The organism is Microvirga sp. (genome assembly GCF_014699075.1).
Taxonomy (GTDB): Bacteria; Pseudomonadota; Alphaproteobacteria; order Rhizobiales; family Beijerinckiaceae; genus Microvirga.
In genome coordinates this window covers 106,303-129,946 of record NZ_JACXAB010000011.1, presented here as the reverse complement: position 1 = coordinate 129,946, position 23,644 = coordinate 106,303, and the positions used below count along the sequence as shown (strand labels likewise).

Sequence of the window (23,644 nt, the reverse complement as noted above, 5' to 3'; positions counted from 1 at the left end):
GGCAGTCATGAACAGGCTTCAAGGAAAGACCGCCCTCGTCACGGCGGCCGGGCAGGGCATCGGACGCGCCATTGCGGAGGCTTTCCTCCGTGAAGGCGCGACTCTCTGGGCGACGGATCTCGATGTGGCGAAGCTGGAAGGCCTCGAGGGCGCAGAAAAGCGCAGGCTCGACGTGCTCTCGAACGCAGGGGTCGAACAGCTCGTCACAGAGGCCGGATCCTTCGACATCCTCGTCAATGCGGCGGGGTTCGTGCATCACGGCACGATCCTCGAATGCTCCGACAAGGACTGGGACTTCTCCTTCGATCTGAACGTGAGGTCCATGCACCGCACGATTCGTGCGGTGCTGCCGGGCATGCTGGAGAAGGGCCGCGGCTCGATCGTCAACATCGCGTCCGGCGCGTCCTCGGTGCGCGGCATTCCCAACCGCTATGTCTACGGCACGACCAAGGCGGCGGTGATCGGCCTCACCAAGGCCGTGGCGGCCGATTTCATCAAGCGCGGCGTCCGGGCCAATGCCATCTGCCCGGGCACGATCCAGTCGCCGTCGCTCGACGAGCGAATCGCCGCTCAGGCCGAGAGCACCGGCCAGAGTGTGGATGTTGTGCGTCAAGCCTTCGTCGACCGGCAGCCCATGGGCAGGCTCGGTACGGCCGAAGAGGTGGCGGCGCTCGCCGTGTATCTCGCATCGGACGAGGCCAGCTACACGACCGGGCATATTCATCTGGTCGATGGTGGGTTCGCGCTCTGAGAAGCAAGCACCTAGCGCCGCATGTGGGACGCTAGACGAGGCGCTGAATTGATGTAACTGTATTCCTTGGATTGACAGGTCAGGAATGCGATGGCGCCTCCAGAGCCCCAGAACAAGCAGCAGCTGATCACGAGTCGGAATACGCCCTCGGATGATCGACAGCTGATCACACGGCGTGCGTTCTTGTTTCTCGCCTATGGCGTACCGGCAGGAATCAATGGGAGCTGGTCGGCTTACATCTTCTCGAAAAGGGGCATTGCCGGATCCATCATCATGGGGTTTTTCGGCGCTCTATTCTGGCCGCTGCTCATGCTGGTCAATCCGCTGTTCCTCACATGGCCATATGGCGGCGGACGCCGCTATCGCAGACGAAGGGGATCGCCAGGCATGCCTCCCGATGTTGCTGTTAAAGGCTTTGTCAGCGTTCTCCTCATCGCAGTGAATTTTATGATACTTGGTCGAGGTATGACCAAGTACAGGGCTTTAGGAGAACGTAAGTCTCTCTAGAGCCCTGTTCCCAATCATAGCTTGATAGAGCAAGCGCTCCTCAAGCCACCTGTGCCTTGTAAGGCGTCTCCGGCACCGGCGTCAGCGGTCCCTTGCCTTCGACCCACGAGACGATGTTGTCGGCCACGAGCTTGCCCATGGCGTTGCGGGTATGGACCGACGCGGACGCGATGTGGGGCAGGAGCACCACGTGCTCCATGTCGATCAGTTCCTGCGGCACGCGCGGCTCATCCTCGTAGACGTCGAGGCCTGCGCTCAGAATCGTCCCGGACCTGAGAGCCTCGATCAGCGCCTGCTCGTCCACGACGGTGCCGCGCGCCACGTTGATCAGCACCCCGTTTGGGCCGAGAGCCTTCAGCACATCCGCATTGATCAGATGGCGGGTCGCGGCGCCCCCGGGCGTGATGACGATGAGCACGTCGCAGGCTTCCGCGAGCCCCACGACAGTCGGGTGATAGGCGTAAGCCACGTCGTCCTGCTGCGTGCGCCCGTGATAGGCGATGCTCACATCGAAACCCGCGAGGCGCCGTGCGATGGCCTTGCCGATGCGCCCGAGCCCGACGATGCCGACCTTGCGGTCACGTAGGGTAGTGGAGAGCGGAAAGGAGGCTTTCAGCCATTGCCCCTCGCGCAGGTAGCGGTCGGCCTGCGGGATCTTGCGCAAGGTCGCGAGCAGCAGGCCGAGGGTGAGGTCGGCCACCTCGTCGTCGAGCACGCCTGGCGTGTTGGTGACCACGATGCCGCGTTTTCCGGCTTCCACCGCATCCACGTTGTCGTAGCCCACGCCGAAGCTTGAGATGATCTCCACGTTCGGCAGCCGGTCGAGGAGCGAGGCCTCGAGGCGGCCGTAGAGGGTGCTGGTGGCAACGCCGCGGATGCGCGGCCCGACCTCCTTCAGAAACGCCTCCTGGTCGGTCTGCTCCCACAGGCGGTGCAGCGTGCAGGCTTTCTCCAGCGTCTCGATGACGATCGGCATCATCGGGGCTGTCATGAGGATGTCGGTGCGGCTCATGGGGTGTCCTGTTGTTGTCTGGGTCAGGGGATGGCGCAGCGTGCGGCGGCACCGCGGCGCAGGGCCTCGTCCATGGTCCTGGCCTGCTGCTGGAGCGAGGTCTTCACATCCTGGGGCAGGTCGAGCCAATGGCAACCGCGCAGGGCCGCCTCCAGGGCATAGAGAGCGTTGAGGTTGACCTGGCGGGGCACCATGAACTTGAGGCGGCGATAGGCCTCGACGGCGCCGATGGAGCGGAGTTCGCCCTCGGTCCGGATGCCAGCCTCCTTCAGCCAGCCCTGCGTGACGGGGCCGATTCCTGGCAGGGTATCGACGCGGGCATCGCTCATGAAGACGTCTCCGGCTGGTTTCGTTTCGCGCGTTCGCGGGAGAGCAAGTAGAGCCCCGATGCGATCACGATTCCAGCCCCGACGAAGGTCCAAGCATCGGGCCAGTCGCCGAACAGGATGTACCCCAGGGCGAGCATCCAGATGATCTGGCTGTAGATGAAGGGCGCCAGGATCGCCGCCGGCGCCCGGGCATGGGCGAGAACGAGGAGCCAATGGCCGAAGGCGCCATAGAAGCCCGTTGTGGCCAGAAGAAACCAGACGAGCGGCGAGGAGGGCGTGGACCAGATCCAGGGCAGGGCGGGCGTCACGAGGACGATGCCGGCGACGCTCGAATACAGCGTCGTGGTGGCAATCGAATCGCTCGAGGCGAGCATCCGGGTCACGATGTTGTAGAAGGCATAAGCCACGGAGCCGGCGAGCGACAGAAGGGCTGCGGGATGCATGGTGCCGAGGCCCGGCCGCGTGATCACGAGGATCCCGACAAAGCCGACGCCGATGGCGGTCAGCCGCTGCCAGCCGATGCGCTCCCCCAGGATGGGGGCTGCCAGCAGCGCCACGAGCAGAGGCGTCGCGAAGATGATGGACTGGGTCTCGACCAGCTGCAGGTATTTCAGGGCGAGGAAATTGCACAGGGTCGAGGCGAGGAGCAGGAAGGAGCGGAGGAGTTGGAGGGGGAGGCGGCGGGTCCTGAGCGCTCCCGGCTGGGTGCGCGGGTTGATGACCATGAACGTGAGCAGGGCCGCCGACATGTAGCGGGCCCACACCGTCACCATGGGATCGACGGATTGGTTCACCCATTTAGCCGTGGCATCAAGGCAGGAGAAGCAGAACAGTGCCGCGCACATGAGGCCGATGCCGATCATGCGGTTCCGGCGCTGGGACACTGGTTTGGTGAGGGACGTGGAAACGATATCGGCCATCGGGAGATGCTAGCTGCAGCTTCTTCCCGATGCGAATACCCACAGCGCACGCCCCTCGTGCTCCGCATACAGGGCTGGTGTCTTGTCAGGCCGTTGCCGCGAGTTCCGGTTCGCTGACTTCCAGGCCTTCGACCTCATCATCCGTGTCGAAGCCGGTCTGGTCGGCTCCCGTGAGCCCGGCAAGGTTCTTGGCGGCCCGGCGCAGGAGCTTGCGCAGGCGCTTGCGGTCCTTGTTGTCGAAGCCCTGGAGCAGCTCGCCCTCGACCTCGTTCCAGAGGTCGTCGATGGCGGCGGCCTTGCGCTTGCCCTCCTTGGTGAGCTTTACGCGCACGACCCGGGCGTCGCCGGGCTCCGTGTGGCGCTCCACCAGCTTGAGGGCGGACAGGCGCGACACGGTCTTGGATGCCGTCGGCGGCCGCACTCGCAGGATGGCGGCCAGTTCGCCCATGGTCATGGGACCGGACGTGCCCAGCGCCTGCAGCACCTGCTCCTGGCCGGCGAAGAGGCCGAGCTCGGAGAGCTTGTCGCCCGTACGGCTCCGATGCAGGCGCGAGGCTTGAACCAGAGCCCATCCGACGCTTTTGATGCTCGGATGCTTGTTGTCGGTATTCATGGTTCCTCGCTGCTGGAAGCGTTGCCTTTGATACCATGACCCCGTCTCATGACGGTACGATGACAAGCCGGCACATTATTAACAGGCTAAGGAAATTCTTGCCTCACCCCTCGTGCCCGAGAGCGCTTTCGTGCCACCGGCGCAGCAGAAGATGGCTGATGCCGGCCAAGAGGAGATAGAGAACGATTCCGGCAGCCGCGAGAAGAACGAGAGCCGCAAAGAGCCGCGGGATGTTGAGGCGGTACTGGCTCTCGATGATGCGATAGGCCAGTCCCGAGCCCGCACCGGCTGAGCCCGCCGCCATCTCGGCCACCACGGCGCCGATGAGCGAGAGCCCGCCGGCGATCCGCAATCCCGCGAGGAAAGCCGGCAGGGCGGCCGGGCAGCGCAGATACCACAGGGCCTTGAGCTGTGATCGGAGGCGCGCAAAGGGCTTGCGGGATGCAGGCGCGCCGTAGAGCGCGAACAGGTCCATCAGGTTGCGGTCGACCGATTGGAGGCCAAGCATCGTGTTCGAGAGGACCGGAAAGAAGGCAACGAGCCAGGCGCAGGCGAGAACCGCCACGTCCTGCGGCAGGTAGATCAGGAGCAGCGGCGCGATGGCGATGACCGGCGTGACCTGCAGCACGACCGCGAACGGATAGAGCGAGTATTCCACGATTCGCGACAGGCTCAAGACGACCCCCAGGAAAACGCCGCCGAGCACGGCCAGGGCGAGGCCGAGAAGCGTCGTCTTCAGGGTCGTCAGTAATGAGGCCTGCAGGAGCGGCCAGTCGGCCACCATGGTCGTGCCGATGAGGCTCGGAGCCGGCAGGATGTAGGGCGGGATGGCTTGCAGGCGCACGGCGGCTTCCCAGGCTCCGATCGCCGCCGCAAAGATCAGAAGGGGCAGGACAAGCCTCAAGGGATTGGAGGATGCTGCCATTAGGCGCGCTCCTCCGCATCCTGCTCCAGCAGGATCTGCGAGATTTTTCCGCACAGGAACGCATAGCGGGGGCTCGTGCGGAAATCTCGTGTGCGTGGCCCTGGCGTCTCGCCGGCGACCTCCGCAAGGATACGTCCGGGACGCGGGGACATGACCGCGATGCGGCTCGACAGATAGGCGCTCTCATAGACCGAGTGCGTCACGAACATGATCGTGCTACGCAGTTCGTTCTGAAGCTTGAGAAGATCGTCGTTCAGTTTGAAGCGCGTGATCTCGTCGAGGGCCGCGAAGGGTTCGTCCATCAGCAGCAGGCGCGGCTTCAGGGAGAGCGCGCGCGCGATCGACACGCGCATCTTCATGCCGCCAGAGAGTTCACGCGGATAGGCCTTCGCGAAATCCTGCAGGCCGACGAGGGCGAGACTCTCGGCGATGCGCTCCTGCGCGTCCCGCCGCGACAGGCCGCGCAGGCGCAGCGGCAGCCAGACATTATCCGCCACATTCGCCCAGGGCATCAGGGTCGGCTCCTGAAATACGAAACCGATCTCGCTGCGGTGATCCTCATGAGCGGAGCCCGGCCATGTCACGTGCCCTGCGGTCGGTTCGGCCAGTCCGGCGATGAGGCGCAGCACCGTCGATTTTCCGCAGCCGGAGGGGCCGAGGAGCGACAAGAACTCGCCCGTGCGTATATCGAGACCGAAGCCGGACAGCGCCGTCACGCCGTTAGTGAAGACCTTGCTGACGCCATGCAGGGAAACGAGCGTGGATGTGGGCGCGTTCATGAGATGCGGCAGCGCCGTGTGAGCCGACGCCGCACTCCTCTACTTTCTCAAGCTCAAGCCCACGCTCTTGTTCACGAACTGGAGCGTATAGGCTTTGCGGTAGTCGAGATCCGGTTTGAAGAGGCCGGCCTTCACCATCTTGTCGAAGAAGTCTTTCATGCGCGCATCCGTCATGGCGCCGATGCCGAGGGTCTGCGCGTCGCCGGAATCGACGATGCCGTATTCCTTCATCTTGGCGTGGGAATAGACTAGCAGCTCGTCGCTCATCTCCGGGTTGTCGCGCTTGATGAGCTCCCTGGCTTTCGTGTTGTCACCATAGAGATAAGTGTACCAGCCGATGGTCGAGGCATCGACGAAGCGCTGCACGAGATCGGGGTTCTTCTCCACCACCTCGCGGCGCGTCTCGACCGTGGTGGAATAGGTGCTGAAGCCGTGATCGGCGAGCAGGAACACGTTGGGCTTGAAGCCTGCGGCCTTCTCGATGGTGAGAGGCTCGGAGGTGACATAGCCCTGCTGCACCGCTCGCCTGTTGGCGATGAAGGGAGCAGGATTGAAGCCATAGGGCTTCACCTGCTCGTCCCTGAAGCCGTGCTCGGCCTTCATCCACTGGAAGAAGGTGGCGGCCGCATCCTTGGAGAGCAGGATGTCGTTGGATGTCTTCAGATCCGCGAAGGTGTCGAGCCCCTGGCCGGGATGGCTCATGAGCACCTGTGGCTCCTTCTGGAAATGGGCCGCCACCACGACGGTGGGAATATCCTTCTCCACCGCCGAGAAGGCCTGGATCATGCTGCCGCCCATATAGAAGTCGAGCTTGCCGACGGTCATGAGCATGCGGTTGCTAGCGCGCGGGCCGCCCGGCACGATGGTGACCTTCAAGCCATACTTCTCGTAAGTGCCGTCGGCGAGCGCCTGGTAGTAGCCGCCGTGTTCGCCTTGCGCGAGCCAGTTGGTGCCGAAGGTCACCTCGGTGAGCGGCTGCGCCAGGGCGTTCCCGCTCCAGCAGGCTGCAAGCGCTCCCATGATCCAGGCGTTCAGGTTCATCGGCACCCACCTTCCGCTGGGCAAGGTCAACGGCCAGCTTTCCGAGGCACAGCTTCTGCGCGGTTCAGCTGTGCTTGGCAAGGGTGGTTGTCATCCCCGGCGAGCGAAGCGAGGGAAGGGGATCCACTCACACGCTCAGTACTATGGATTCCCTTCCCCTCCGCTACGCTCCGGCCGGGAATGACACCGAGGGAATCACTCCACGAACCAGGGGTAAGTCCAGGTCTCGGTCAGGGCCCGGTTGCCGGCCCGCAGGAAGGCGCGCAAATCCGTCGACTGGCCCGGCTCCAGCCGCACGTCGATAGCGGCGCGGAAGCCTTCGATGTGAGGGTTGGGCATGAGGAAGGTGTTGGTGATCTGGCCCGTGGACGTGGAGGGGACCAGCTGCACCTGATCCGGAGCGCTGAGGTAATAGGGCAGGTTGCCTCCCGCGAAATCGACGATGAAGCGGCGATGCCGGGGGTCGCTCGGCGCGTTCGACCCGCTGGCGCGCGGCGGCGTCTGGAAGGTGTTCACCGCCTTGCCGCCCGGGTGCATGGCGCCGATCGCGGCCGCAGCCCGCAGACGATAGGAGATCACGACCTCCTGACCCGGCTCGTAGGGCCGATTCGGCTGCCAATAGGCGACGATGTTGTCCTGGGTCTCGTCCGCGGTCGGAATCTCGACCAGCTCGACCCAACCCTCGCCCCATTGCCCGACGGGCTCGACCCAGTAGCCAGGCCGCTGGTGGTAGTGCGCCTCCAGATCCTGATAGTGCTCGAACACCCGGTCGCGCTGCATCAGGCCGAAACCGCGCGGATTGTTGTCGCTGAAGGACGAGATCGTCTTCTTGGCGGGATTGCGGATGGGGCGCCAGATCCATTCGCCGGCGCCCGAATGGATGAGAAGGCCATCCGAATCGTGCAGCTCCAACCGGAAATCATCAGTGGGCTTCCGGTCGTTCTCGCCTCCGAAATACATGGAGGTGAGGGGAGCCAGGCCCACATTGGTGAGAGGCTGGCGCGGGAAGAGCGTGGCCGTGACGTCGATCGTCGTTTCCTTCGACGGATAGATGTCGAACCGGTAGGCTCCGGCGACCGACGGGCTGTCGAGAAGGGCGAAGATCACCGCACGGTCGTCGTTGGGCTTCGGCATCTCGACCCAGAACTCGCGGAAATGCGGGAACTCCTCCGCCTGGCCGCCCTCCACGTTGATCGCAAGCCCCCGGGCCGAGAGCCCGTATTTCTGGTCGACTCCGAGGAAGCGGAAATAGCTCGCGCCCAGGAAGGCGATGAGCTCGTCCATCACCTTCGGGTCGTTGAGCGGGTAGTGCAGCCGGAAGCCGGCAAAGCCGAGATTGACGGGGAGGGGCCGCTCGATCTTGTTGCGGCCGTAATCGAACAGCTCCCGCTGGTAGGGCACCGGATTCGGCACGCCGTCGCGGATGATGTTCACCGTCACCGGACGCGGGTAGAGGAAGCCGAGATGGAAGAGCTGCATCCGGAACGGCCCATTGCCCGAGGCGAGCAGGGCCCGGTCAGGCCGAAAGCGGATGTCGCGGTAATCGTCGAAGCTGAGCCGGTTCAGGGGCTCCGGCAGCTGGGAGGGCGGTGCCTCGAAAGGAGCCATCGACAGCTCCCGCGCCCGGCGCACCACATCCTCGTAGCGGAACGGGTTGGGCTGCGGCACTCCATTCTGCTGCTGCGCTGAAGCTTGGCTTGATGCGGACAGCGCCGTGGCTGCGAGCAGGCTTTGCAGGAGAGTGCGGCGGGACAGGTTCATCATGGCGGTGGAGCGGTTCTCGTCTTGGAAAAGGCGGGGCTCTGGAGCCCGGGATATGGGGCTTTACCCCTCATCCGTGTAGCTCGGCCGCTTAATGGAGGCTGAATGGTGATGCGGGCAAGACACAGCTCCCAGCAGGGTTAAAAAAATTCCCCGGAGGGCGTCAAAAACTCTTGTGGTCCGGGGCGAATATGCTTATCTCCCGCTTGCCCAATTTCGCACGTGCCTGTGGTCGTGTGTCGGTTGGTGGGCATCCGGACAAGAGGCCGGACAGCCGCCCGAGAGCGCTCTAGCTCTCGATACCCCTAACCGGCAGCCGGAGGCGAAAACCGGCGCACCTCGTTCTCAACGGGGGACGCGACTTAAAGCAACGACGAACGGGCTTTTTTGGTCTCGTTGGCCCTCCAAAGGTCAACACCGAAGAGGCTTGTTTATCATTGCCAGGCGTGCGGATGGAGTATCCCCATCCAATCCAAGGCAGCATCTCCGGGTGAAGAGCCCATCGCGCTTGTCGTGTCTCCATCGCACGAAGCGGGATGCCATCTTCCCTCGCTGACGCCGGACGGCAGGAAACCCTGATCGTCTGAATTTCAATCCGGAGGCTCCACAAGACCTCCATTGAACCTTTGGTGGGGAGAGCGCCATGACTCAGCGCATCCGTGAATTTCTGCGCAACCGACGTGAGGATGGCCCGTGCGTGGTCGTCGACCTTGAGGTCGTGCGCGACAACTACTCGAAGTTTGCCCGTGCGCTCCCCGACACGCGTGTGTTCTACGCCGTGAAGGCGAATCCGGAGCCGCAGGTGCTCAAGCTCCTGGCCGAGCTCGGCTCGTGCTTCGACACGGCCTCCGTGGTCGAGATCCAGCTTGCGCTGGATGCCGGCGCCACGCCCGACCGCATCTCGTTCGGCAACACGATCAAGAAGGAGCGCGACATCGTTCGTGCGCTCGAGCTTGGCGTGCGCCTCTATGCGGTCGATTGCGAGGTCGAGGTCGAGAAGATCGCCCGCGCTGCAGAGACGGCTGGCATTGAGGCCTCTGACGTGAAGGTGTTCTGCCGCATCCTGTGCGATGGCGCCGGCGCCGAGTGGCCGCTCTCCCGCAAGTTCGGCTGCGTGCCCGAGATGGCCGTGGACGTGCTGGAGCATGCCTATCGTCAGGGCCTCGAGGCTTACGGCGTGTCGTTCCACGTGGGCTCGCAGCAGCGCAACACGGAGGCCTGGGATCAGGCTCTGGGTTCGGCTTCCGCGATCTTCCGTGAATGCGCGCATCGCGGCATCCACCTGTCGATGGTCAACCTCGGCGGCGGTTTCCCGACGAAGTACCTGAAGACGGTCCCGATGGTCGAAGCCTATGGCGAGTCGATCTTCCGGGCGCTGTCGAAGCACTTCGGCAACCGCATCCCGGAGACGATCATCGAGCCGGGTCGCGGCATGGTCGGCAACGCCGGCATGATCGAGGCAGAGGTCGTCCTGATCTCGAAGAAGAGCCAGGACGAGGACGAGGTGCGTTGGGTCTATCTCGACATCGGCAAGTTCGGCGGTCTCGCCGAGACGATGGACGAGTCGATCCGCTACCCGATCCTCAGCGAGCGCGACCACGACCGCAAGGTGCCGTGCGTGCTCGCCGGTCCGACCTGCGACTCGGCCGACGTGCTCTACGAGAAGGAGCCTTATCCGCTCCCTGTCTCGTTGGAGATCGGCGACAAGGTGCTGATCGAAGGCACGGGCGCCTACACGACCACCTACTCGGCGGTCGCGTTCAACGGCTTCCCGCCGCTGAAGTCCTACGTGATCTAACTCACGTCCCGCCTGTCCCGCGAAATGGGGCAGGCACCAACCTCAAAGAAGTTGTCCCGGACGGCCGGCTTAAGGCTTTAAGGACGCATCGGATAACCACAAAACCGGTATCCACTTTTGCGTCCGATGCTGCGAGCCGGTGCGAGGGCTGTCGCTCACCCCACGTATTGGGAGGCCACGGCCATGATCACGATTCGCGAAGAAACCTTCCACGATGTCGACGCGCGCGAGGCGTTGCTCGATGCCTGCTTCGGACCTGCACGGTTCCAGAAGACCTGCGAGCGCCTGCGCGAGGGCAGGCTGCCGGCCGACGGCCTGTCGCTGGTCATCGACCGCGATGGCGAGATCATCGGCACGGTGCGCCTGTGGCATGTCTCGGCCGGTCCGAACCGCTCCGCCCTGATGCTCGGCCCCATCGCCATCGATCCGTCCGTGCAGAGCCTCGGTCTCGGCGGCAAGCTCATGCGCGAGGCGCTCAAGCGTGCAGGCCGGTTGGGCCACAAGGCGGTGCTGCTGGTGGGCGATGCGCCCTATTACGAGCGCTTCGGCTTCTCCACGCAGAAGACCGGCTCGCTGTGGCTGCCCGGTCCTTACGAGCGCGACCGTTTTCTCGCGCTGGAGCTTGAACAGGGCTCTCTCGACAATGCACGCGGTCTCGTTTCCGCGACGGGCGCATTCGAGCAGAAGCCCGATCTCGGCGCTCTCGTGGCCGCTGCCGCGCAAGGTGCCTGGAACGGCATGCACCTAACCCAGTAAGCCTTACCCTTCCGAGGGCCGCAACCGTGCGGCCCTCGGGTTCGGCAGCACGAAAGTGATGGCGGCGGCTGCGGTCATGTAGGCGGCAAAGCCGAGGCAGATTGCCTCCAGGCTAATTCCGGCATCGAACAGCACGCCGATGGCGCCGGGAGTTGCGGCTGATGCCACCACCATGATGGCGCCCGCAAGCGCGCGGATCTTGCCCAAATGCGTGGTGCCGAACAGTTCCGCCAGAACGGCTGCGATCACCACGTTGGTGCAGCCCGAGGTGAGGCCGATCAACCCGAAGAACACGAGCGGCAGGAACGGTGCGTCGAACAACGCGAGCGTGAGCGACGCTGCCGTCATGCCGGCGAGATAGAAGTGGCTGAGCCGCACCGCTCCGAATCGGTCCACGAAGCTGCCCGCCGACATGGCGACGACCACGGAGACCAGGGCGAAGAGCGTGATGCTGCTTGCCAGAAGCTCCAAAGACCAGCCCTTCACTTCGGCAATGAAGCGCTGGTGGAAGAAATAGGCCGTCATGATGGCCGGGTAGCCGATCATGGTGGGAATGAGCGCGAGAAAGCGCCAGTCGCGCAAGGTGTCGCTCCAGCGCGGCCCCGCTTCGCCGGCAATCTTCTTGCGCGCGGCGGCGCCGAGGTCTGGATTCTTGCGTCCGATGAGCAGCCCGGCGAGCCAGCCGAGCCCAAGGGCCACGATGATGGCAAAGGCGGCGATGCGCCAGGTGCCGGTCCAGTCGACAGCTGCAATCAGCGTGATGGCAGCAGCCGGAAAGAGTGCTTCGCCCGCCGGGAAGCCCAGGGCCGCGACGCCGAGCGCTCTTCCGCGTACACCTTCGTCGAGGCGGGCAGTGCTCATCACACCTGCATGGCTCAGCATGCCCTGGCCGAAGAGGCGCAGGGCGAACAGGCTCAGGCCCAGCACGATCACGTTGGGAGCCAGCGACAGGCTGAGCGCTGCCGCCGCGAGGCCCAGCATGGCCGTGGTGGCGTAAAGCCGGATATCGACCCGGTCGATGACGCTGCCGACCCAGATCATCAGCAGACCCGAGGACAGGGTCGCCAAAGAATAGATGGAGCCAAAGGCGCCATGGGTCAGCCCAAAGGCATTGCGGATGTCGGGACCCGACAGAGAGATGAAGAAGGTCTGGCCGAAGGAGGACAGGAAGGTCAGGGCGAAGCCCAGGCTGATCACGCGCCCATGGCGCATGAGAAGGTCGTGAAATTTCATCAGTTACGGTCAGCCAGAAGATGCCAAGGCCGGCCATCATGAAGCCTTGTTGCGCGATGTCGAGGGCGAAATCCGCATGGCTGTAATGACGTCTGTCACGCTGCCTTCGTGGTCCTCAGGGGAAATTGCCCTTCGATCCGCATCTGGACCCCTGGGCATTGACCCCGGGGGCTCCGCAATCCTAGATGCGGCCAAATCCGCCATCCGGCGTTACCCATTTTCCATCGCTGCTTTCGTGAAGGAGACAGACCCGATGACCACTTGGCCCGTTCACGGCCGCATCAGCGGCCCCATTGTCATGATCGGCTTCGGCTCGATCGGCCAGGGCACCCTGCCGCTCATCGAACGCCACTTCGAGTATGACAAGAGCCGCTTCGTGGTCATCGATCCGCAGGAGAAGCACAAGGAACTCCTCGACGAGCGCGGCATCCGGTTCATCCAGCAGGCTGTGACCAAGGACAATTACCGCGAGCTGCTCACCCCGCTGCTCACGGCCGGCGGCGGGCAGGGCTTCTGCGTCAACCTCTCGGTGGACACGTCCTCGGTCGACATCATGGAGCTGTGCCGTTCCCTCGACTGCTTCTACATCGACACCGTGAACGAGCCGTGGGCCGGGTTCTATTTCGACAAGAGCAAGGGGCCGGAATCGCGCACGAACTTCGCGCTCCGCGAGATCACCATGGACGCGCGCAAGCGCAATCCGGGCGGCACCACGGCAGTGTCCTGCTGCGGCGCCAATCCGGGCATGGTGTCCTGGTTCGTCAAGCAGGCGCTGGTGAACGTCGCGGGCGACCTCGGCATTGCTTATGACGAGCCGAAGAGCCGCGAAGACTGGGCGCGCTTGGCGCAGCAGGTGGGCGTGAAGGGCATCCACATCGCCGAGCGCGACACGCAGCGCGCCAAGTCCGAGAAGCCCATGGGCGTCTTCGTGAACACCTGGTCGGTGGACGGCTTCGTGTCGGAGGGCCTGCAGCCGGCCGAACTCGGCTGGGGCACGCACGAACAATGGATGCCGGAGAATGCCGGCACGCTCGGACCGGATGCGCAGGCGATCTACCTGCTCCAGCCCGGCGCCAATACCCGGGTGCGCACCTGGTGCCCGACGCCCGGTCCGCAATACGGCTTCCTGGTCACGCACAACGAGTCGATCTCGATCTCGGATTATTACACCGTGCGCGACAACGGGAAGGCCGTGTACCGCCCGACCTGCCACTACGCCTATCATCCCTGCAACGAGGCTGTGCTCTCGCTGCACGAGATGTTCGGCAGCGCCGGCAAGTTCCAGGAGGAGCAGCACATCCTCGACGAGAACGAGATCGTGGACGGCGTCGACGAGCTCGGCGTGCTGCTCTACGGCCACGGCAAGAACGCCTATTGGTACGGCTCGCAGCTTTCCATCGAGGAAACCCGTCGCGTGGCGCCTTACCAGAACGCCACCGGCCTCCAGGTGACCTCCGCGGTGCTCGCCGGCATGGTTTGGGCTCTGGAGAACCCGAATGCCGGCATCGTCGAGGCCGACGAGATGGACTTCCGCCGCTGCCTCGAGGTGCAGCTGCCCTATCTTGGCCCGGTGAACGGTTATTATACCGATTGGACCCCGCTCACCGACCGTCCCGGCTTCTTCCCGGAGGACATCGATTCGTCCGATCCGTGGCAGTTCCGGAACGTTCTGGTGCGGTAAGGATCAACATCCTGGCCGGCCTTGAGCCGGCCAGGATCGATATAGAGCACGCCCGCATGCCCCATTTCGACGAATTCTACGCCAGCAAGCTCCGTGGCGGCCTCGGCGTCACCGATGCCGATTCCGTGCTCGACCTGCGCGGAGCCTCGCGGGAGAAGGCGGCTGCCTCGATCCAGGATATGCTGGAGCGCAGCCGCTTCGCTCAGGCCAAGGCGGTGGCCATTCGGCTCGATCCGCCCCCGGAGGGCGGGGGCGAGACGCTGTTCCAGCCGGTCGGCAAGGCGCTGCTCGAGGCCAAGAAGCGTGGCTGGATCGACCGGCTGCAGACCCTGCCGGCGCAGGACGGCCTGGGCTTCTATGTGGTTCTGTCCGGCAAACCGGAGCGGGAGGCCTGAAGGCCCTCAGACCTGAACCGGGTTCTGCGGCCGGCAACGGCGCCGAAACAGGCTGCGCAGGAAGCCCGCCAGTAGAAGCAGTCCGCCCCAGACGGCGATGAAGCCGGCGGCTGCGGAAAGGATGCCTTCCTCGGTAACCGGCAGGGCCGGCTCGAAGTCGCGGGAGACGGCTTCCATGATGTCCGTATCGCCGTCGCGGACCATCAGGGCGACGCGGGAAAAGGAGCCGGCCTCCAGCATCGCCATGTGATGGGATTCAAGTCGGCCCAGGCGCTCTACATTGGCCTGCATGGCCGCGCCCTGGCGGCTGACGAAATCGTCTGAGTTGGAGCGCAGGCGCGCGATCGCGCTCTCCCGCGTCTCGCCGCTCGCTTGCGCATCCCCGTCGAAGCGGGTGATCACCTGCCGCAGTTCGTCGATCGCGCCGCCGAGACGCTGACGATATTGCTGGGCGAATTCCGGCCCCTGCGAGGCGGTGACGCCGCCGAGCAGGCCCAGGCCGAAAGCGATGATGCGGACGATCCGGGACAAGCCTGGCCTCCTCAGCCTTTAAGAGCGGCGAGGATATCCTGTTCCACGACCTCGTCGAGGGGCTTGGGGACCTTCAGAGCGCGTGTCTTCTGCCCCGGCTCCATCACGAGGATGACCGTCTCGAGACCGGGGCAGCCGGGATCGTTGCAGGCGATCTCGTTGACCGCGAAAGCCATATCCGGCGAGCCCCGAAGGGCCGAGCGGGCGAGTTCCTTCACCCGGTCGATGGCTTGCTTGTCAGGATTGGGCAGACCGAATGTTCCCCGCATGAAGGCGCCGAAGAGAGCCACCGGCGACCTCATGCGGGCAGGGTCAGGATGCCGGCCTGCCCGTCCTCGCACCCGAAGGCGAGGCGGCGGCCCCCCTTGTCCCAGGCCATGGCCGTGATGCCGCTCTCCTTGACGGCCGGGCGTACCAGAAGCTCGGAGGCATCGTTGAGGCGGATCAGCAGGATGCAGCCGTCCTCGTAGCCCACCGCCAGCACATAGGTGTTCGGGTGGAAAGCCACCCGGCTGACCTTGGCCGGTCTGACGCCACATTCCCGGGGCGCCTTGCCCATGGGGCCTTCCTTCGACTCGAAGGGCCAGATGATGGCGGCTTCCGCCCCGGAGGTGGCGAGCCATTTCCCGTCGCCGGACCAGGCGAAGGAGCGCGTCTTCGACGGATAGCCGCTCATGCGCATGTGCCCCTTGTCGGGGATGAGCCGCCAGCCGTGGAGCGCGTTCTCCTGCATGGAGGTCACCACGAAGCGGGCATCCGGCGACCAGGTGACGTCGATGTGCGAGCCCTTCCATTCGAGCCCCTCGGGCTTCGCCTCCACGTTGGGAAACCACAGGGTGGCGCCGTTGTAATGCGAGATCGCCAGTCGGTAGCCCTTGGGCGCGAAGGCAAGGCCGCGCGCGCTGGAGGGAACCTCGAGACTCTTCTCCCGTCCCTTGTCGTCCCGGGCGATGACGCGCTTGCCGGCCGCATAGGCGAAGGCGCCCCCCGCATTGACGGCGAGGGCGTCGATCCAGGCGCCTTTGCTTTCCGCCAGGGTCTTGGTGGAGCCGTCAGCCCCCGTGACGGCCACACGGCCGTCGTCACCGCCGGTGACGAAGCGTTCGCCATCGCAGGCTCCGGCCAGAATCCCCGCATCCGGATGCGCCTCGACGCGATGGGGCTCGCCGTCCTTCGCCAGCACCACGCCGCCGTCGCCAAGGCCGAGGGCCAGCGTGCCCTTCATCCAGCCGATGGCCGTCACATGCGCGCCCGCATTCAAGGGCAGCACGCTTTGCGTCAGGGATGGAGCGGTTCCTGCAGTCATTGAGCAATTCCTTCAGATGGCTGCCCATAGCACAAATCGGCAAAACGGGAGAAAGATCGTCGTGACGCCGGGGCCGGCAGGGTAGATGGCCGGAAGAGCTAAGACCTTTGCCCCTTAGACCCGGCGGGACGCCGGACCCATGATGCGCGTTCTTAAATCATGAGCAACATTATGCGGATCTTACCTCTGATCACCCTTACGATCGCGATCACCATCCCCGTGGGCCTTGCCGCCCAGGAGCAGGGCGACGCCAAATCGGCGAGGGAGGTTCTGAAGGCTGCCTGCGAAAGGGACGCCCGCCTGACCTACAGGACCGGCGTCAGGACGCTTCCTGAGGTTCGCGAGCAGATGATGGCTGCCCGCAAAACCTATGTCAGGGACTGCTTGGCGAAAGCGAGTGCCGCCGCCAGCTGAGCCGCAAACCCTCGTCGAACCTTCCCGCTTCCCTCACACCACGCAGGCGAGGAAGCCTTCGCGGATCGCTTTCTCGTTCAGGTCGCGGCCGATGAACACGACCTTGGAGGTGTGCTTCTCGCCCGGCTTCCACTCGCCCTGCACGTCGCCGTCCAGGATCATGTGAACGCCCTGGAACACGAAGCGCTTCGGCTCGTCCGGGAAGGCAACAATACCCTTGCAGCGCAGGATGTTCGGGCCCTCGACCTGGGTCAGGTTCGAGATCCACGGCATGAACTTCTCCGGGTCGACCTCGCCATCGTGGTGCACGGCGACGGACTGCATCTCCTCGTCGTGATGATGGTGGTGGCCCTCTTCCAGGAAGCTGGGCTCGATCTCCATGATGCGGTCGAGATCGAAGGCCTTGCGGTCGAGCACCTCGGAGATGGGGATCGCCGCGTTCTGCGTGCGATGGAGCTTGGCGTAGGGATTGATGGCGCGGATGCGGGCCTCGACCTCCGTAAGCTCCTGCTCGGACACGAGATCGATCTTGTTGAGGATGATCACGTCCGCGAACGCGATCTGGTTCTTGGCTTCGGGCGCATCCTTGAGCCGGTCGGACAGCCACTTGGCATCGGCCACCGTCACTACCGCATCGAGGCGGGCGGCGTCGGAGACGTCCTGGTCCATGAAGAAGGTCTGGGCGACGGGGGCCGGATCGGCAAGGCCCGTGGTCTCGACGATGATGGCGTCGAACTTTCCTTTTCGCTTCATCAGCCCGTCGAGGATGCGGATCAGGTCGCCGCGCACGGTGCAGCAGATGCACCCGTTGTTCATCTCGAACACTTCCTCATCGGCGCCGACAACGAGCTCGTTGTCGATGCCGATCTCGCCGAACTCGTTGACGATCACGGCATATTTCTTGCCGTGCTGCTCGGTGAGGATGCGGTTGAGAAGGGTGGTCTTGCCGGCGCCGAGATAGCCTGTGAGGACGGTGACGGGGATCTTGTCGGTCATCGCGTTCATCCGCAACGTTCATCCTCCCCTTGAGGGGGAGGATCGGCCGAACAGGCCGAGGTGGGGTGGTGGCACGAACACCGGGAGGTCGAGTTTCCACCCCACCCCGCTCGCGATGCTCGCGACCCTCCCCCATGCAAGCCGGGTGTTCCCGGTTTGCACAGCTAGTCGGATCTTGGGAACACCCAAGATCCGTGGGAGGGTAGGAAACAGTCAGCTCGACAAAGCCGCGCTGAAAGCCCTTATATTGTGTCGCATCATGTCAATGTAAGTACCGGCCGGGCCGCTGGGCTCGGACAGGGCGTCGGAATAGACCTGGGACCCGACTTTCGCGCCGGTCTCCTTGGCGATGCGCTCCATGAGGCGGGCATCGGAGACGTTCTCCACGAAGACGGCGGCGATTGTCTCGCGCTTGATCTGCTGGATGATCCGGGCCACGTCCTTGGCCGAGGCCTCGGACTCGGTGGAGACGCCCTGGGGCGACACGAAGTCGATGCCGTAGGCCGCCTCGAAATAGCGGAAGGCATCGTGGGAGGTGATGATCCGGCGGCGCTCGGCGGGAATGCGCGCCACCAGGTTCTTCACCTCTGCTTCCAGTTGGTCGAGCTGCTTGAGATAGGCGCTCGCATTGGCCTCGTAGGTGCCCTTGCCCGGCGCATCGGCGGCGATCAGCGCATCCCGGATGTTGGCCACATAGATCTTGGCATTGCCGATGCTCTGCCAGGCGTGCGGATCGGAGCTGCCGTGATCGTGATGATGGCCGTGGCCGCTTTCCTCACCCTTCAGCGGCGTCACACCCTTGGCGGCTTCGACCCTTGCAGCCTTCGTGCCCGAGGATTTGACGAGCCGGTCGATCCAGCCTTCGAACTTGAGTCCATTGGTGAGGACGACCTTCGCTTCCGTCAGGCGGCGCCCATCTGCCGGTGTCGGCGAATAGACATGGGCATCGCCGTTCGGGCCGACGAGGGTCACCAGTTCGATGCGCTCACCGCCGATGTTGCGCACCATGTCGCCGAGGATCGAGAAGGTGGCGACGACCTTCAGCTTCTCGGCCGTCTGAGCGGCTGCGGGAAGCGCGGACGCGGCAAGGGTGAGGCATCCTGCCAGCAGGGACACGGCAGTTCTTCTCGTCAGCATGGGTCGATCCTTTTGAGAGGTCAGGCTTCCAGATGCCGGCCGGGCCAGGCGAGCCACAGAAGGCCGCCTTCGCGGCCGAGCACGAGGGAAACGACGTAGATGGCGCCGGCCGAGAGGATGATCGCCGGACCGGCGGGCAGTTCCGCATGGAAGGAGAGCAGCAGGCCGCTGAATCCTGAGACGATGCCGACCGCGATGGAGACGATCATCATCATGGTGATGTCGCTGGTCCAGAAGCGGGAGGCGGCCGCCGGCAGCATCATCATCCCCACCGCCAGCAGGGTCCCGAGCGCATGAAAGCCGCCGACCAGGTTCATGACCACGAGGCCGAGAAAGATCAGGTGCGTGGGCGTGCCGGAGCGGCTCACCGAGCGCAGGAAGATCGGGTCCACGCATTCGAGCACGAGCGGGCGGTAGAGCACCGCCAGCGCTAGCACGGTGGCGGTCGAGATGGAAGCGAGCAGCAGAAGCGTGCTGTCGTCGAGCGCCAGGACCGTGCCGAAGAGCACGTGCAGCAGGTCCACGTTCGAGCCGCGCAGGGACACGATGGTAACGCCGAGCGCCAGGGAGAGGAGGTAGAAGGCCGCGAGCGACGCGTCTTCCTTGAGCGCCGTGAAGCGCGAGACGAGGCCCGCCGCGACCGCCACGATCACGCCCGCGAACAAGCCGCCGACCGTCATGGCCGGCAGGGAGAGGCCGGCGAGCAGATAGCCCACGGCGGCGCCCGGCAGGATGGCGTGGGCCATGGCGTCCCCGGTGAGGCTCATGCGCCGCAGCATCAGGAAGACGCCGACCGGTCCACCGCCCAAGGCAATGGCGATCACGCCCACGAGGGCGCGCTGCATGAATTCGAATTCGGCGAAAGGCGCGTAGAGCAGGTCGAGCATGGGAGCGGACGGTCTTAGGCGGCGCTGCGGTGGCACACATCCGCATGGGGATCGTGCGCCTCGACCATGCGCCGGGCCCTCAGGAGATTCTCCGGGCTCAAGACCTCGCCGGTCTCACCCCAGGCCACAGGCTCGCGGGCGATGAGCAGGGTCTGCGGGAAGGTGCGGCGGACCATGTCGAGATCGTGCAGCACGGCCACGACCGTGCGGGACTCGTCATGCCAGCGGCGGACGAGAGCGAGCAGGTCGGCGGTGGTCTTGGCATCGATGGCCGTGAAGGGCTCGTCCAGCAGGATCACCGGAGCATCCTGGAGCAGGAGGCGTGCGAACAGCGCTCGCTGCATCTGCCCGCCCGACAAGGTGGAAATAGGACGGCGCTCGAAGCCGATCAGGCCCACGGCCGCCAGCGCCTCTTCGATTCTGGTGCGGTCGCGGCGCGAGATGCCGCCGAACAGGCCGGAGCGGGTCCAGAGGCCCATGGCCACGAGATCGTAGACGGAGAGCGGGAACGACCGGTCGATCTCGGCGGCTTGAGGCAGGTAGGCGATGCCCGAGGCGGGGCCCTTGAGGCGGATATGGCCGTCAAGCGGCTTGAGCGTCCCGACGATGCCTTTGAGCAGGGTGGACTTGCCGGCTCCGTTCGGCCCGACCACGGCCATGAGGCTGCCGGCCGGGATCTCTCCATCGAGGTGATGCACGGCGGGCCTGCGGCCATAACCGAGGGTGACTTCATCGAACCGGACGACAGTGGATGCTAAAGTCATGCGCTACCCCATCACGCCGAGAACCATCAGCCACAAGCCCGCCAGGACGACGGAGGTTCCAGCCAATCGCTGCCCGACCGAGAGGCGCAGGAGCGAGAAGGTCGGAGCAGCCGCGACTGCCCGATGTGCGTGGGCATGCGTGTGGCTGTGATGGTGATGGCCATGTGACATGACCTCCTACATAAACCCATCCGCGTGCGATTTCCAGAGGCGTATAGTATTTTATACGCCCCCTTCAACAGCATGGCTTTGCAGGGTTAATCCGAGCGCATCGTGCGGCCCGCTCGGTCCGCGCTCAACGATGCTCTCTTGAAGGAGGAGGCATCGGATGAGTTCCAAAACTGCAAATCCACTTTTGGGTCCGATGCCTTAGAAAGCTGGATGGTACTGGTACAGCCAGGTCTCGCTCAGGACCTCGTTCTCGTTGCGCAGGTAGCAGCGCATCTCCACCGGTTCGGTTCCGGTCACGGTCAGGTCGAATTGGGTGCGCCAATGGCCGGGCACGTTGTTCGGGACCGCCTCGGTGAGGATGTTCGAGAACTCGCCCCGGGAGGCGGTGAGCACGGGCCGGGGGATCACCCCGCTCGGCAGCCGGGTCAGGGGCTGGCCGATGAACTCCACCATGAATTTGCGCACGCCCTTCGGCCGGTCGGTGCCGGCCTGGCCGCCATTGCCGAAACGGGTGGCGATCACCCGGGCGAGCGGCGTCGGATAGGGCTCCTCCGCCGACCAGTGCATGCGGTAGCGCAGTTCGAGCGCCTGACCGGCCCGGACCGGGTCGGCCGGCACCCACATGGCCACGATGTTGTCATGGATCTCGTCGTCGGTCGGGATCTCCACGAGCTGGATGGAGCCACGGCCCCAGGTGCCCTGCGGCTCGATCCAGAGAGAGGGGCGCCGGTCGTAATAAACGCCGTCGAGATAATGATCGAAGTTCCGGTCGCGCTGGAGCAGGCCGAAGCCCTTCGGGTTCTCGTCGGCAAAGGCCGAGGTGATGGTGCGCGGCGGGTTGTTGAGGGGTCGCCAGATGCGCTCGCCGGTGCCGGTCAACAGGGCCAGACCGTCCGAGTCGTGGATCTCCGGGCGCCAGTCCACCGCTGTAGTCTTGGCCTTCTCCGAGTACCAGTACATGGAGGTGAGCGGCGCGAGGCCTAACCGGCTCACGTCCTGGCGCATGTAGACCGCGCTGTCGATGTCCATGATGATCGCGGAGGCCCGCTGCATCACGAAGCGGTAGGCGCCGGCGACGCTCGGACCGTCGAGGAGCGCGTAGACCGTGACCGTGTTCGAGCCTGCTTGAGGCGTCTCGAAATAGACGTGGGTGAAGTCGGGGAACTCCTCGTTCTTGCCGAACACCGCCACGTCGACCGCAAGACCACGGGCGGAGAGGCCATACTGGTAGAGCTCGCCGATGGCGCGGAAATAGGAGGCGCCGAGGAAGGCCACCCAGTCGTTCTTCTTCCAGTCGAGCTTGCCGGTGCGGGCCTCCTGGAAGCGGAAGCCGGCAAAGCCGGAATTGTCGGGGAGCTTCCGGCCGGGCGAATCCGCCGGCATGTCGAAGTAGTCGCTGTCGTAGACGATCTCGCGGGCCTGTCCCCCCTCGACCACGTGCATGCGCACCGGCTTCTGGAAGAAGCGGCCCATGTGGAAGAAGGTGACCGGGAACTCGCTGGGGCCGTTGGCCCAGAGTGCCAGATCGGTCTTGAACCGGATCTTGCCGTGGGCGTCATAGTCGATCTGGTAGAGTACATCCGAGGAGGGGCTCGGTGGCGCCACGTAGGGAGAGCGCGCCATGTCCTGCGCCCGCTTCTTCAATTCCTCGAACGAGAAGGGGGCAGGGGCTCCCATCTTCAGGCCCTGCTGCGCCAGGGCGGGGGCGGAAAAGCCCTGGGCGGCCAGGGCGGCCGTGGCGGTTGCGGTCTGGAGGAACTGGCGGCGATTGATCATGGATGAGCGCATGGCTTTTTGTGAAGGGACGCACCCCTACCGACCAAGGTGGCAGGATTAAGTCCCTCTTAGCCTCTTGAGAATTCTTCGTCAGCGGTCAAAGTAGCCCCACACACAGGCACAGCGATGACTGGGCCGTAAATTAGGGAGTACGCTATGCATCGAACAATCATGCGCCGCCTCATCGGCGCTGCGGCCGCCGCCGCGCTGGCCGGAGCCAGCATCCCGGCCCAAGCCCAGGATTTCATCAACGTCCTGACCGGCGGCACCTCCGGCGTCTATTACCCGCTGGGCGTCGCGCTCTCCAAGGTCTTCACCGACAAGGTGCAGGGCTCCCGTCCGTCGGTCCAGGCCACCAAGGCGTCCGTCGAGAACCTCACCCTGCTGCAGCAGGGCAAGGGCGAGATCGGCTTCACCCTCGGCGACAGCCTCGCCATGGGCTGGGCCGGCGACGAGGAGGCCGGCTTCAAAGCTAAGCAGGACAAGCTGCGCGGCATCACGGCGATCTATCCCAACTACATCCAGATCGTGGCCACGCAGGAATCCGGCATCAAGTCGCTGGCTGATCTCAAGGGCAAGCGCCTCTCCGTCGGCGCGCCGAAATCCGGCACCGAGCTCAACGCCCGGGCGATCCTCCAGGGCGCGGGCCTGTCCTACAAGGATCTCGGCAAGGTCGAGTATCTGCCCTTCGGCGAGTCGGTCGAGCTCATGAAGAACCGCCAGCTCGACGCCACCCTGCAATCGGCCGGCCTCGGCGTGTCCTCGATCCGCGATCTCGCCACCTCGGTGCCGATCGTCGTGGTGGAAATCCCGGCGGCTGTCGTGGAGAAGGTCGGCACGCCCTACATCAAGGCGACGATCCCGGCCAACACCTATGGCGGCCAGACCGCTGCCGTGCAGACGGCGGCCGTCGTGAACTACCTCGTCACCCATTCCGGCGTGAAGGATGAGACCGTCTACCAGATGACCAAGGCGATCTATGACAGCCTGCCGGATCTGGCCGCAGCGCACGCCGCCGCCAAGGACATCAAGCTGGAAAGCGCACTCTCCGGCATGCCGGTCCCTATGCATCCGGGCGCGCAGCGCTACTTCGACGAGAAGGGCGTGAAGAAGCAGGGCTCGTAACCTGCGCCTTCATTGACAATCAAGCCGGGGCAGGTG

26 protein-coding genes are annotated in these 23,644 nt (G+C 64.7%); 8 read left to right on the top strand and 18 right to left on the bottom strand.

Annotation, left to right across the window (positions count from 1 at the left end):
* Window positions 1–7 precede the first annotated feature (7 nt).
* Window positions 8–751 (top strand): SDR family oxidoreductase, encoded by a 744-nt coding sequence (locus IC232_RS17155; protein ID WP_190846193.1) that lies wholly within the window; start codon window positions 8–10, stop codon window positions 749–751.
* A gap of 183 nt (window positions 752–934) precedes the next feature.
* Window positions 935–1,258 (top strand): hypothetical protein, encoded by a 324-nt coding sequence (locus IC232_RS17150; protein ID WP_190846192.1) that lies wholly within the window; start codon window positions 935–937, stop codon window positions 1,256–1,258.
* Between the two features lie 40 nt (window positions 1,259–1,298).
* Here the strand turns inward: IC232_RS17150 and IC232_RS17145 are convergent, their stop codons facing one another.
* The 8 genes from IC232_RS17145 to IC232_RS17110 form a co-directional block, all read right to left on the bottom strand.
* Window positions 1,299–2,270: a 2-hydroxyacid dehydrogenase gene (locus IC232_RS17145; protein ID WP_190846191.1), complete on the bottom strand. Its 972-nt coding sequence runs from the start codon at window positions 2,268–2,270 to the stop codon at window positions 1,299–1,301.
* Window positions 2,271–2,293: 23 nt separating this feature from the next.
* Window positions 2,294–2,599 carry a TfoX/Sxy family protein gene (locus IC232_RS17140; protein WP_190846190.1) on the bottom strand — a complete coding sequence of 102 codons (306 nt, stop codon included), beginning with the start codon at window positions 2,597–2,599 and terminating at the stop codon, window positions 2,294–2,296.
* Complete coding sequence (locus IC232_RS17135) at window positions 2,596–3,519, bottom strand: DMT family transporter (protein WP_190846189.1); 924 nt, start codon at window positions 3,517–3,519, stop codon at window positions 2,596–2,598. The genes IC232_RS17140 and IC232_RS17135 overlap by 4 nt, the downstream gene beginning before the upstream one ends.
* 85 nt (window positions 3,520–3,604) lie before the next feature.
* The gene (locus IC232_RS17130; RefSeq protein ID WP_190846188.1) at window positions 3,605–4,132 is read right to left on the bottom strand and encodes a MarR family winged helix-turn-helix transcriptional regulator; all 528 of its coding nucleotides are present in this window, start codon (window positions 4,130–4,132) and stop codon (window positions 3,605–3,607) included.
* Window positions 4,133–4,235: 103 nt separating this feature from the next.
* The gene (locus IC232_RS17125; protein ID WP_190846187.1) at window positions 4,236–5,057 is read right to left on the bottom strand and encodes an ABC transporter permease; all 822 of its coding nucleotides are present in this window, start codon (window positions 5,055–5,057) and stop codon (window positions 4,236–4,238) included.
* Window positions 5,057–5,836 (bottom strand): ABC transporter ATP-binding protein, encoded by a 780-nt coding sequence (locus IC232_RS17120; protein WP_190846186.1) that lies wholly within the window; start codon window positions 5,834–5,836, stop codon window positions 5,057–5,059. Before IC232_RS17120 ends, IC232_RS17125 begins: the two co-directional genes overlap by 1 nt.
* Before the next feature lie 39 nt (window positions 5,837–5,875).
* On the bottom strand, window positions 5,876–6,877 hold the full coding sequence (locus tag IC232_RS17115) for an ABC transporter substrate-binding protein (protein ID WP_190846185.1): 1,002 nt from the start codon (window positions 6,875–6,877) through the stop codon (window positions 5,876–5,878).
* Window positions 6,878–7,072: 195 nt separating this feature from the next.
* Window positions 7,073–8,641: a glucan biosynthesis protein gene (locus IC232_RS17110; RefSeq protein WP_190846184.1), complete on the bottom strand. Its 1,569-nt coding sequence runs from the start codon at window positions 8,639–8,641 to the stop codon at window positions 7,073–7,075.
* A gap of 640 nt (window positions 8,642–9,281) precedes the next feature.
* On the opposite strand from IC232_RS17110, the gene IC232_RS17105 reads away from it, so the two are divergent.
* Window positions 9,282–10,436, top strand: a complete 1,155-nt coding sequence (locus IC232_RS17105) for a type III PLP-dependent enzyme (RefSeq protein ID WP_190846183.1) — start codon at window positions 9,282–9,284, stop codon at window positions 10,434–10,436.
* A gap of 183 nt (window positions 10,437–10,619) precedes the next feature.
* Window positions 10,620–11,192, top strand: coding sequence for a GNAT family N-acetyltransferase (locus tag IC232_RS17100; protein ID WP_190846182.1), 573 nt, complete (start codon window positions 10,620–10,622; stop codon window positions 11,190–11,192).
* 3 nt (window positions 11,193–11,195) lie between these two features.
* On the opposite strand, the gene IC232_RS17095 is transcribed toward IC232_RS17100, so the two are convergent.
* Entirely contained in the window at window positions 11,196–12,425 is a 1,230-nt protein-coding gene (locus IC232_RS17095; RefSeq protein WP_190846181.1) for an MFS transporter, read from the bottom strand.
* A 253-nt stretch (window positions 12,426–12,678) separates the two neighbouring features.
* On the opposite strand from IC232_RS17095, the gene IC232_RS17090 reads away from it, so the two are divergent.
* Both IC232_RS17090 and IC232_RS17085 read left to right on the top strand, forming a co-directional pair.
* Window positions 12,679–14,106: a homospermidine synthase gene (locus IC232_RS17090; RefSeq protein WP_190846180.1), complete on the top strand. Its 1,428-nt coding sequence runs from the start codon at window positions 12,679–12,681 to the stop codon at window positions 14,104–14,106.
* Between the two features lie 56 nt (window positions 14,107–14,162).
* Window positions 14,163–14,501, top strand: a complete 339-nt coding sequence (locus IC232_RS17085; RefSeq protein ID WP_190846179.1) for a hypothetical protein — start codon at window positions 14,163–14,165, stop codon at window positions 14,499–14,501.
* 6 nt (window positions 14,502–14,507) lie between these two features.
* Here the strand turns inward: IC232_RS17085 and IC232_RS17080 are convergent, their stop codons facing one another.
* Genes IC232_RS17080 through IC232_RS17070 form a run of 3 tightly spaced genes read right to left on the bottom strand, consistent with a single transcriptional unit; the run spans window position 14,508 to window position 16,338 of the window.
* Window positions 14,508–15,032 (bottom strand): DUF2937 family protein, encoded by a 525-nt coding sequence (locus IC232_RS17080; protein WP_190846178.1) that lies wholly within the window; start codon window positions 15,030–15,032, stop codon window positions 14,508–14,510.
* 11 nt (window positions 15,033–15,043) lie between these two features.
* A complete protein-coding gene (locus tag IC232_RS17075; RefSeq protein WP_190846177.1) occupies window positions 15,044–15,322 on the bottom strand; it encodes a hypothetical protein in 279 nt (92 codons plus the stop codon).
* An 8-nt stretch (window positions 15,323–15,330) separates the two neighbouring features.
* Window positions 15,331–16,338: a WD40 repeat domain-containing protein gene (locus tag IC232_RS17070; protein WP_190846176.1), complete on the bottom strand. Its 1,008-nt coding sequence runs from the start codon at window positions 16,336–16,338 to the stop codon at window positions 15,331–15,333.
* 171 nt (window positions 16,339–16,509) lie between these two features.
* On the opposite strand from IC232_RS17070, the gene IC232_RS17065 reads away from it, so the two are divergent.
* Window positions 16,510–16,752: a hypothetical protein gene (locus tag IC232_RS17065; protein WP_190846175.1), complete on the top strand. Its 243-nt coding sequence runs from the start codon at window positions 16,510–16,512 to the stop codon at window positions 16,750–16,752.
* Window positions 16,753–16,785: 33 nt separating this feature from the next.
* Here IC232_RS17065 and IC232_RS17060 read toward each other — a convergent pair whose 3' ends face one another.
* The 6 genes from IC232_RS17060 to IC232_RS17035 form a co-directional block, all read right to left on the bottom strand.
* On the bottom strand, window positions 16,786–17,748 hold the full coding sequence (locus IC232_RS17060; protein ID WP_190846174.1) for a CobW family GTP-binding protein: 963 nt from the start codon (window positions 17,746–17,748) through the stop codon (window positions 16,786–16,788).
* Window positions 17,749–17,961: 213 nt separating this feature from the next.
* Window positions 17,962–18,885, bottom strand: a complete 924-nt coding sequence (locus IC232_RS17055; RefSeq protein ID WP_190846173.1) for a metal ABC transporter substrate-binding protein — start codon at window positions 18,883–18,885, stop codon at window positions 17,962–17,964.
* A 20-nt stretch (window positions 18,886–18,905) separates the two neighbouring features.
* Window positions 18,906–19,772, bottom strand: coding sequence for a metal ABC transporter permease (locus tag IC232_RS17050; RefSeq protein ID WP_190846172.1), 867 nt, complete (start codon window positions 19,770–19,772; stop codon window positions 18,906–18,908).
* A gap of 14 nt (window positions 19,773–19,786) precedes the next feature.
* Window positions 19,787–20,536, bottom strand: a complete 750-nt coding sequence (gene aztA / locus IC232_RS17045) for a zinc ABC transporter ATP-binding protein AztA (RefSeq protein ID WP_190846171.1) — start codon at window positions 20,534–20,536, stop codon at window positions 19,787–19,789.
* Between the two features lie 3 nt (window positions 20,537–20,539).
* Window positions 20,540–20,707, bottom strand: coding sequence for a hypothetical protein (locus IC232_RS17040; RefSeq protein WP_190846170.1), 168 nt, complete (start codon window positions 20,705–20,707; stop codon window positions 20,540–20,542).
* Between the two features lie 198 nt (window positions 20,708–20,905).
* Window positions 20,906–22,483: a glucan biosynthesis protein gene (locus IC232_RS17035; protein ID WP_190846169.1), complete on the bottom strand. Its 1,578-nt coding sequence runs from the start codon at window positions 22,481–22,483 to the stop codon at window positions 20,906–20,908.
* Window positions 22,484–22,651: 168 nt separating this feature from the next.
* Between IC232_RS17035 and IC232_RS17030 the strand changes: the two genes are divergently transcribed.
* Window positions 22,652–23,608 (top strand): TAXI family TRAP transporter solute-binding subunit, encoded by a 957-nt coding sequence (locus IC232_RS17030; RefSeq protein ID WP_190846209.1) that lies wholly within the window; start codon window positions 22,652–22,654, stop codon window positions 23,606–23,608.
* Window positions 23,609–23,644 lie beyond the last annotated feature (36 nt).

Excerpts from the sequence above, each read along its gene's own strand:
- IC232_RS17070 (WP_190846176.1), bottom strand. The coding sequence starts at position 16,338 with ATGACTGCAGGAACCGCTCCATCCCTGACGCAAAGCGTGCTGCCCTTG.
- IC232_RS17115 (WP_190846185.1), bottom strand. The coding sequence starts at position 6,877 with ATGAACCTGAACGCCTGGATCATGGGAGCGCTTGCAGCCTGCTGGAGC.
- IC232_RS17145 (WP_190846191.1), bottom strand. The coding sequence starts at position 2,270 with ATGAGCCGCACCGACATCCTCATGACAGCCCCGATGATGCCGATCGTC.
- IC232_RS17035 (WP_190846169.1), bottom strand. The coding sequence starts at position 22,483 with ATGATCAATCGCCGCCAGTTCCTCCAGACCGCAACCGCCACGGCCGCC.
- IC232_RS17120 (WP_190846186.1), bottom strand. The coding sequence starts at position 5,836 with ATGAACGCGCCCACATCCACGCTCGTTTCCCTGCATGGCGTCAGCAAG.
- IC232_RS17140 (WP_190846190.1), bottom strand. The coding sequence starts at position 2,599 with ATGAGCGATGCCCGCGTCGATACCCTGCCAGGAATCGGCCCCGTCACG.
- IC232_RS17130 (WP_190846188.1), bottom strand. The coding sequence starts at position 4,132 with ATGAATACCGACAACAAGCATCCGAGCATCAAAAGCGTCGGATGGGCT.
- IC232_RS17040 (WP_190846170.1), bottom strand. The coding sequence starts at position 20,707 with ATGTCACATGGCCATCACCATCACAGCCACACGCATGCCCACGCACAT.
- IC232_RS17060 (WP_190846174.1), bottom strand. The coding sequence starts at position 17,748 with ATGACCGACAAGATCCCCGTCACCGTCCTCACAGGCTATCTCGGCGCC.
- IC232_RS17100 (WP_190846182.1), top strand. The coding sequence starts at position 10,620 with ATGATCACGATTCGCGAAGAAACCTTCCACGATGTCGACGCGCGCGAG.
- IC232_RS17095 (WP_190846181.1), bottom strand. The coding sequence starts at position 12,425 with ATGAAATTTCACGACCTTCTCATGCGCCATGGGCGCGTGATCAGCCTG.
- IC232_RS17155 (WP_190846193.1), top strand. The coding sequence starts at position 8 with ATGAACAGGCTTCAAGGAAAGACCGCCCTCGTCACGGCGGCCGGGCAG.
- IC232_RS17105 (WP_190846183.1), top strand. The coding sequence starts at position 9,282 with ATGACTCAGCGCATCCGTGAATTTCTGCGCAACCGACGTGAGGATGGC.
- IC232_RS17065 (WP_190846175.1), top strand. The coding sequence starts at position 16,510 with ATGCGGATCTTACCTCTGATCACCCTTACGATCGCGATCACCATCCCC.
- IC232_RS17050 (WP_190846172.1), bottom strand. The coding sequence starts at position 19,772 with ATGCTCGACCTGCTCTACGCGCCTTTCGCCGAATTCGAATTCATGCAG.
- IC232_RS17125 (WP_190846187.1), bottom strand. The coding sequence starts at position 5,057 with ATGGCAGCATCCTCCAATCCCTTGAGGCTTGTCCTGCCCCTTCTGATC.
- IC232_RS17085 (WP_190846179.1), top strand. The coding sequence starts at position 14,163 with ATGCCCCATTTCGACGAATTCTACGCCAGCAAGCTCCGTGGCGGCCTC.
- IC232_RS17090 (WP_190846180.1), top strand. The coding sequence starts at position 12,679 with ATGACCACTTGGCCCGTTCACGGCCGCATCAGCGGCCCCATTGTCATG.
- IC232_RS17110 (WP_190846184.1), bottom strand. The coding sequence starts at position 8,641 with ATGATGAACCTGTCCCGCCGCACTCTCCTGCAAAGCCTGCTCGCAGCC.
- IC232_RS17135 (WP_190846189.1), bottom strand. The coding sequence starts at position 3,519 with ATGGCCGATATCGTTTCCACGTCCCTCACCAAACCAGTGTCCCAGCGC.
- IC232_RS17055 (WP_190846173.1), bottom strand. The coding sequence starts at position 18,885 with ATGCTGACGAGAAGAACTGCCGTGTCCCTGCTGGCAGGATGCCTCACC.
- aztA (WP_190846171.1), bottom strand. The coding sequence starts at position 20,536 with ATGACTTTAGCATCCACTGTCGTCCGGTTCGATGAAGTCACCCTCGGT.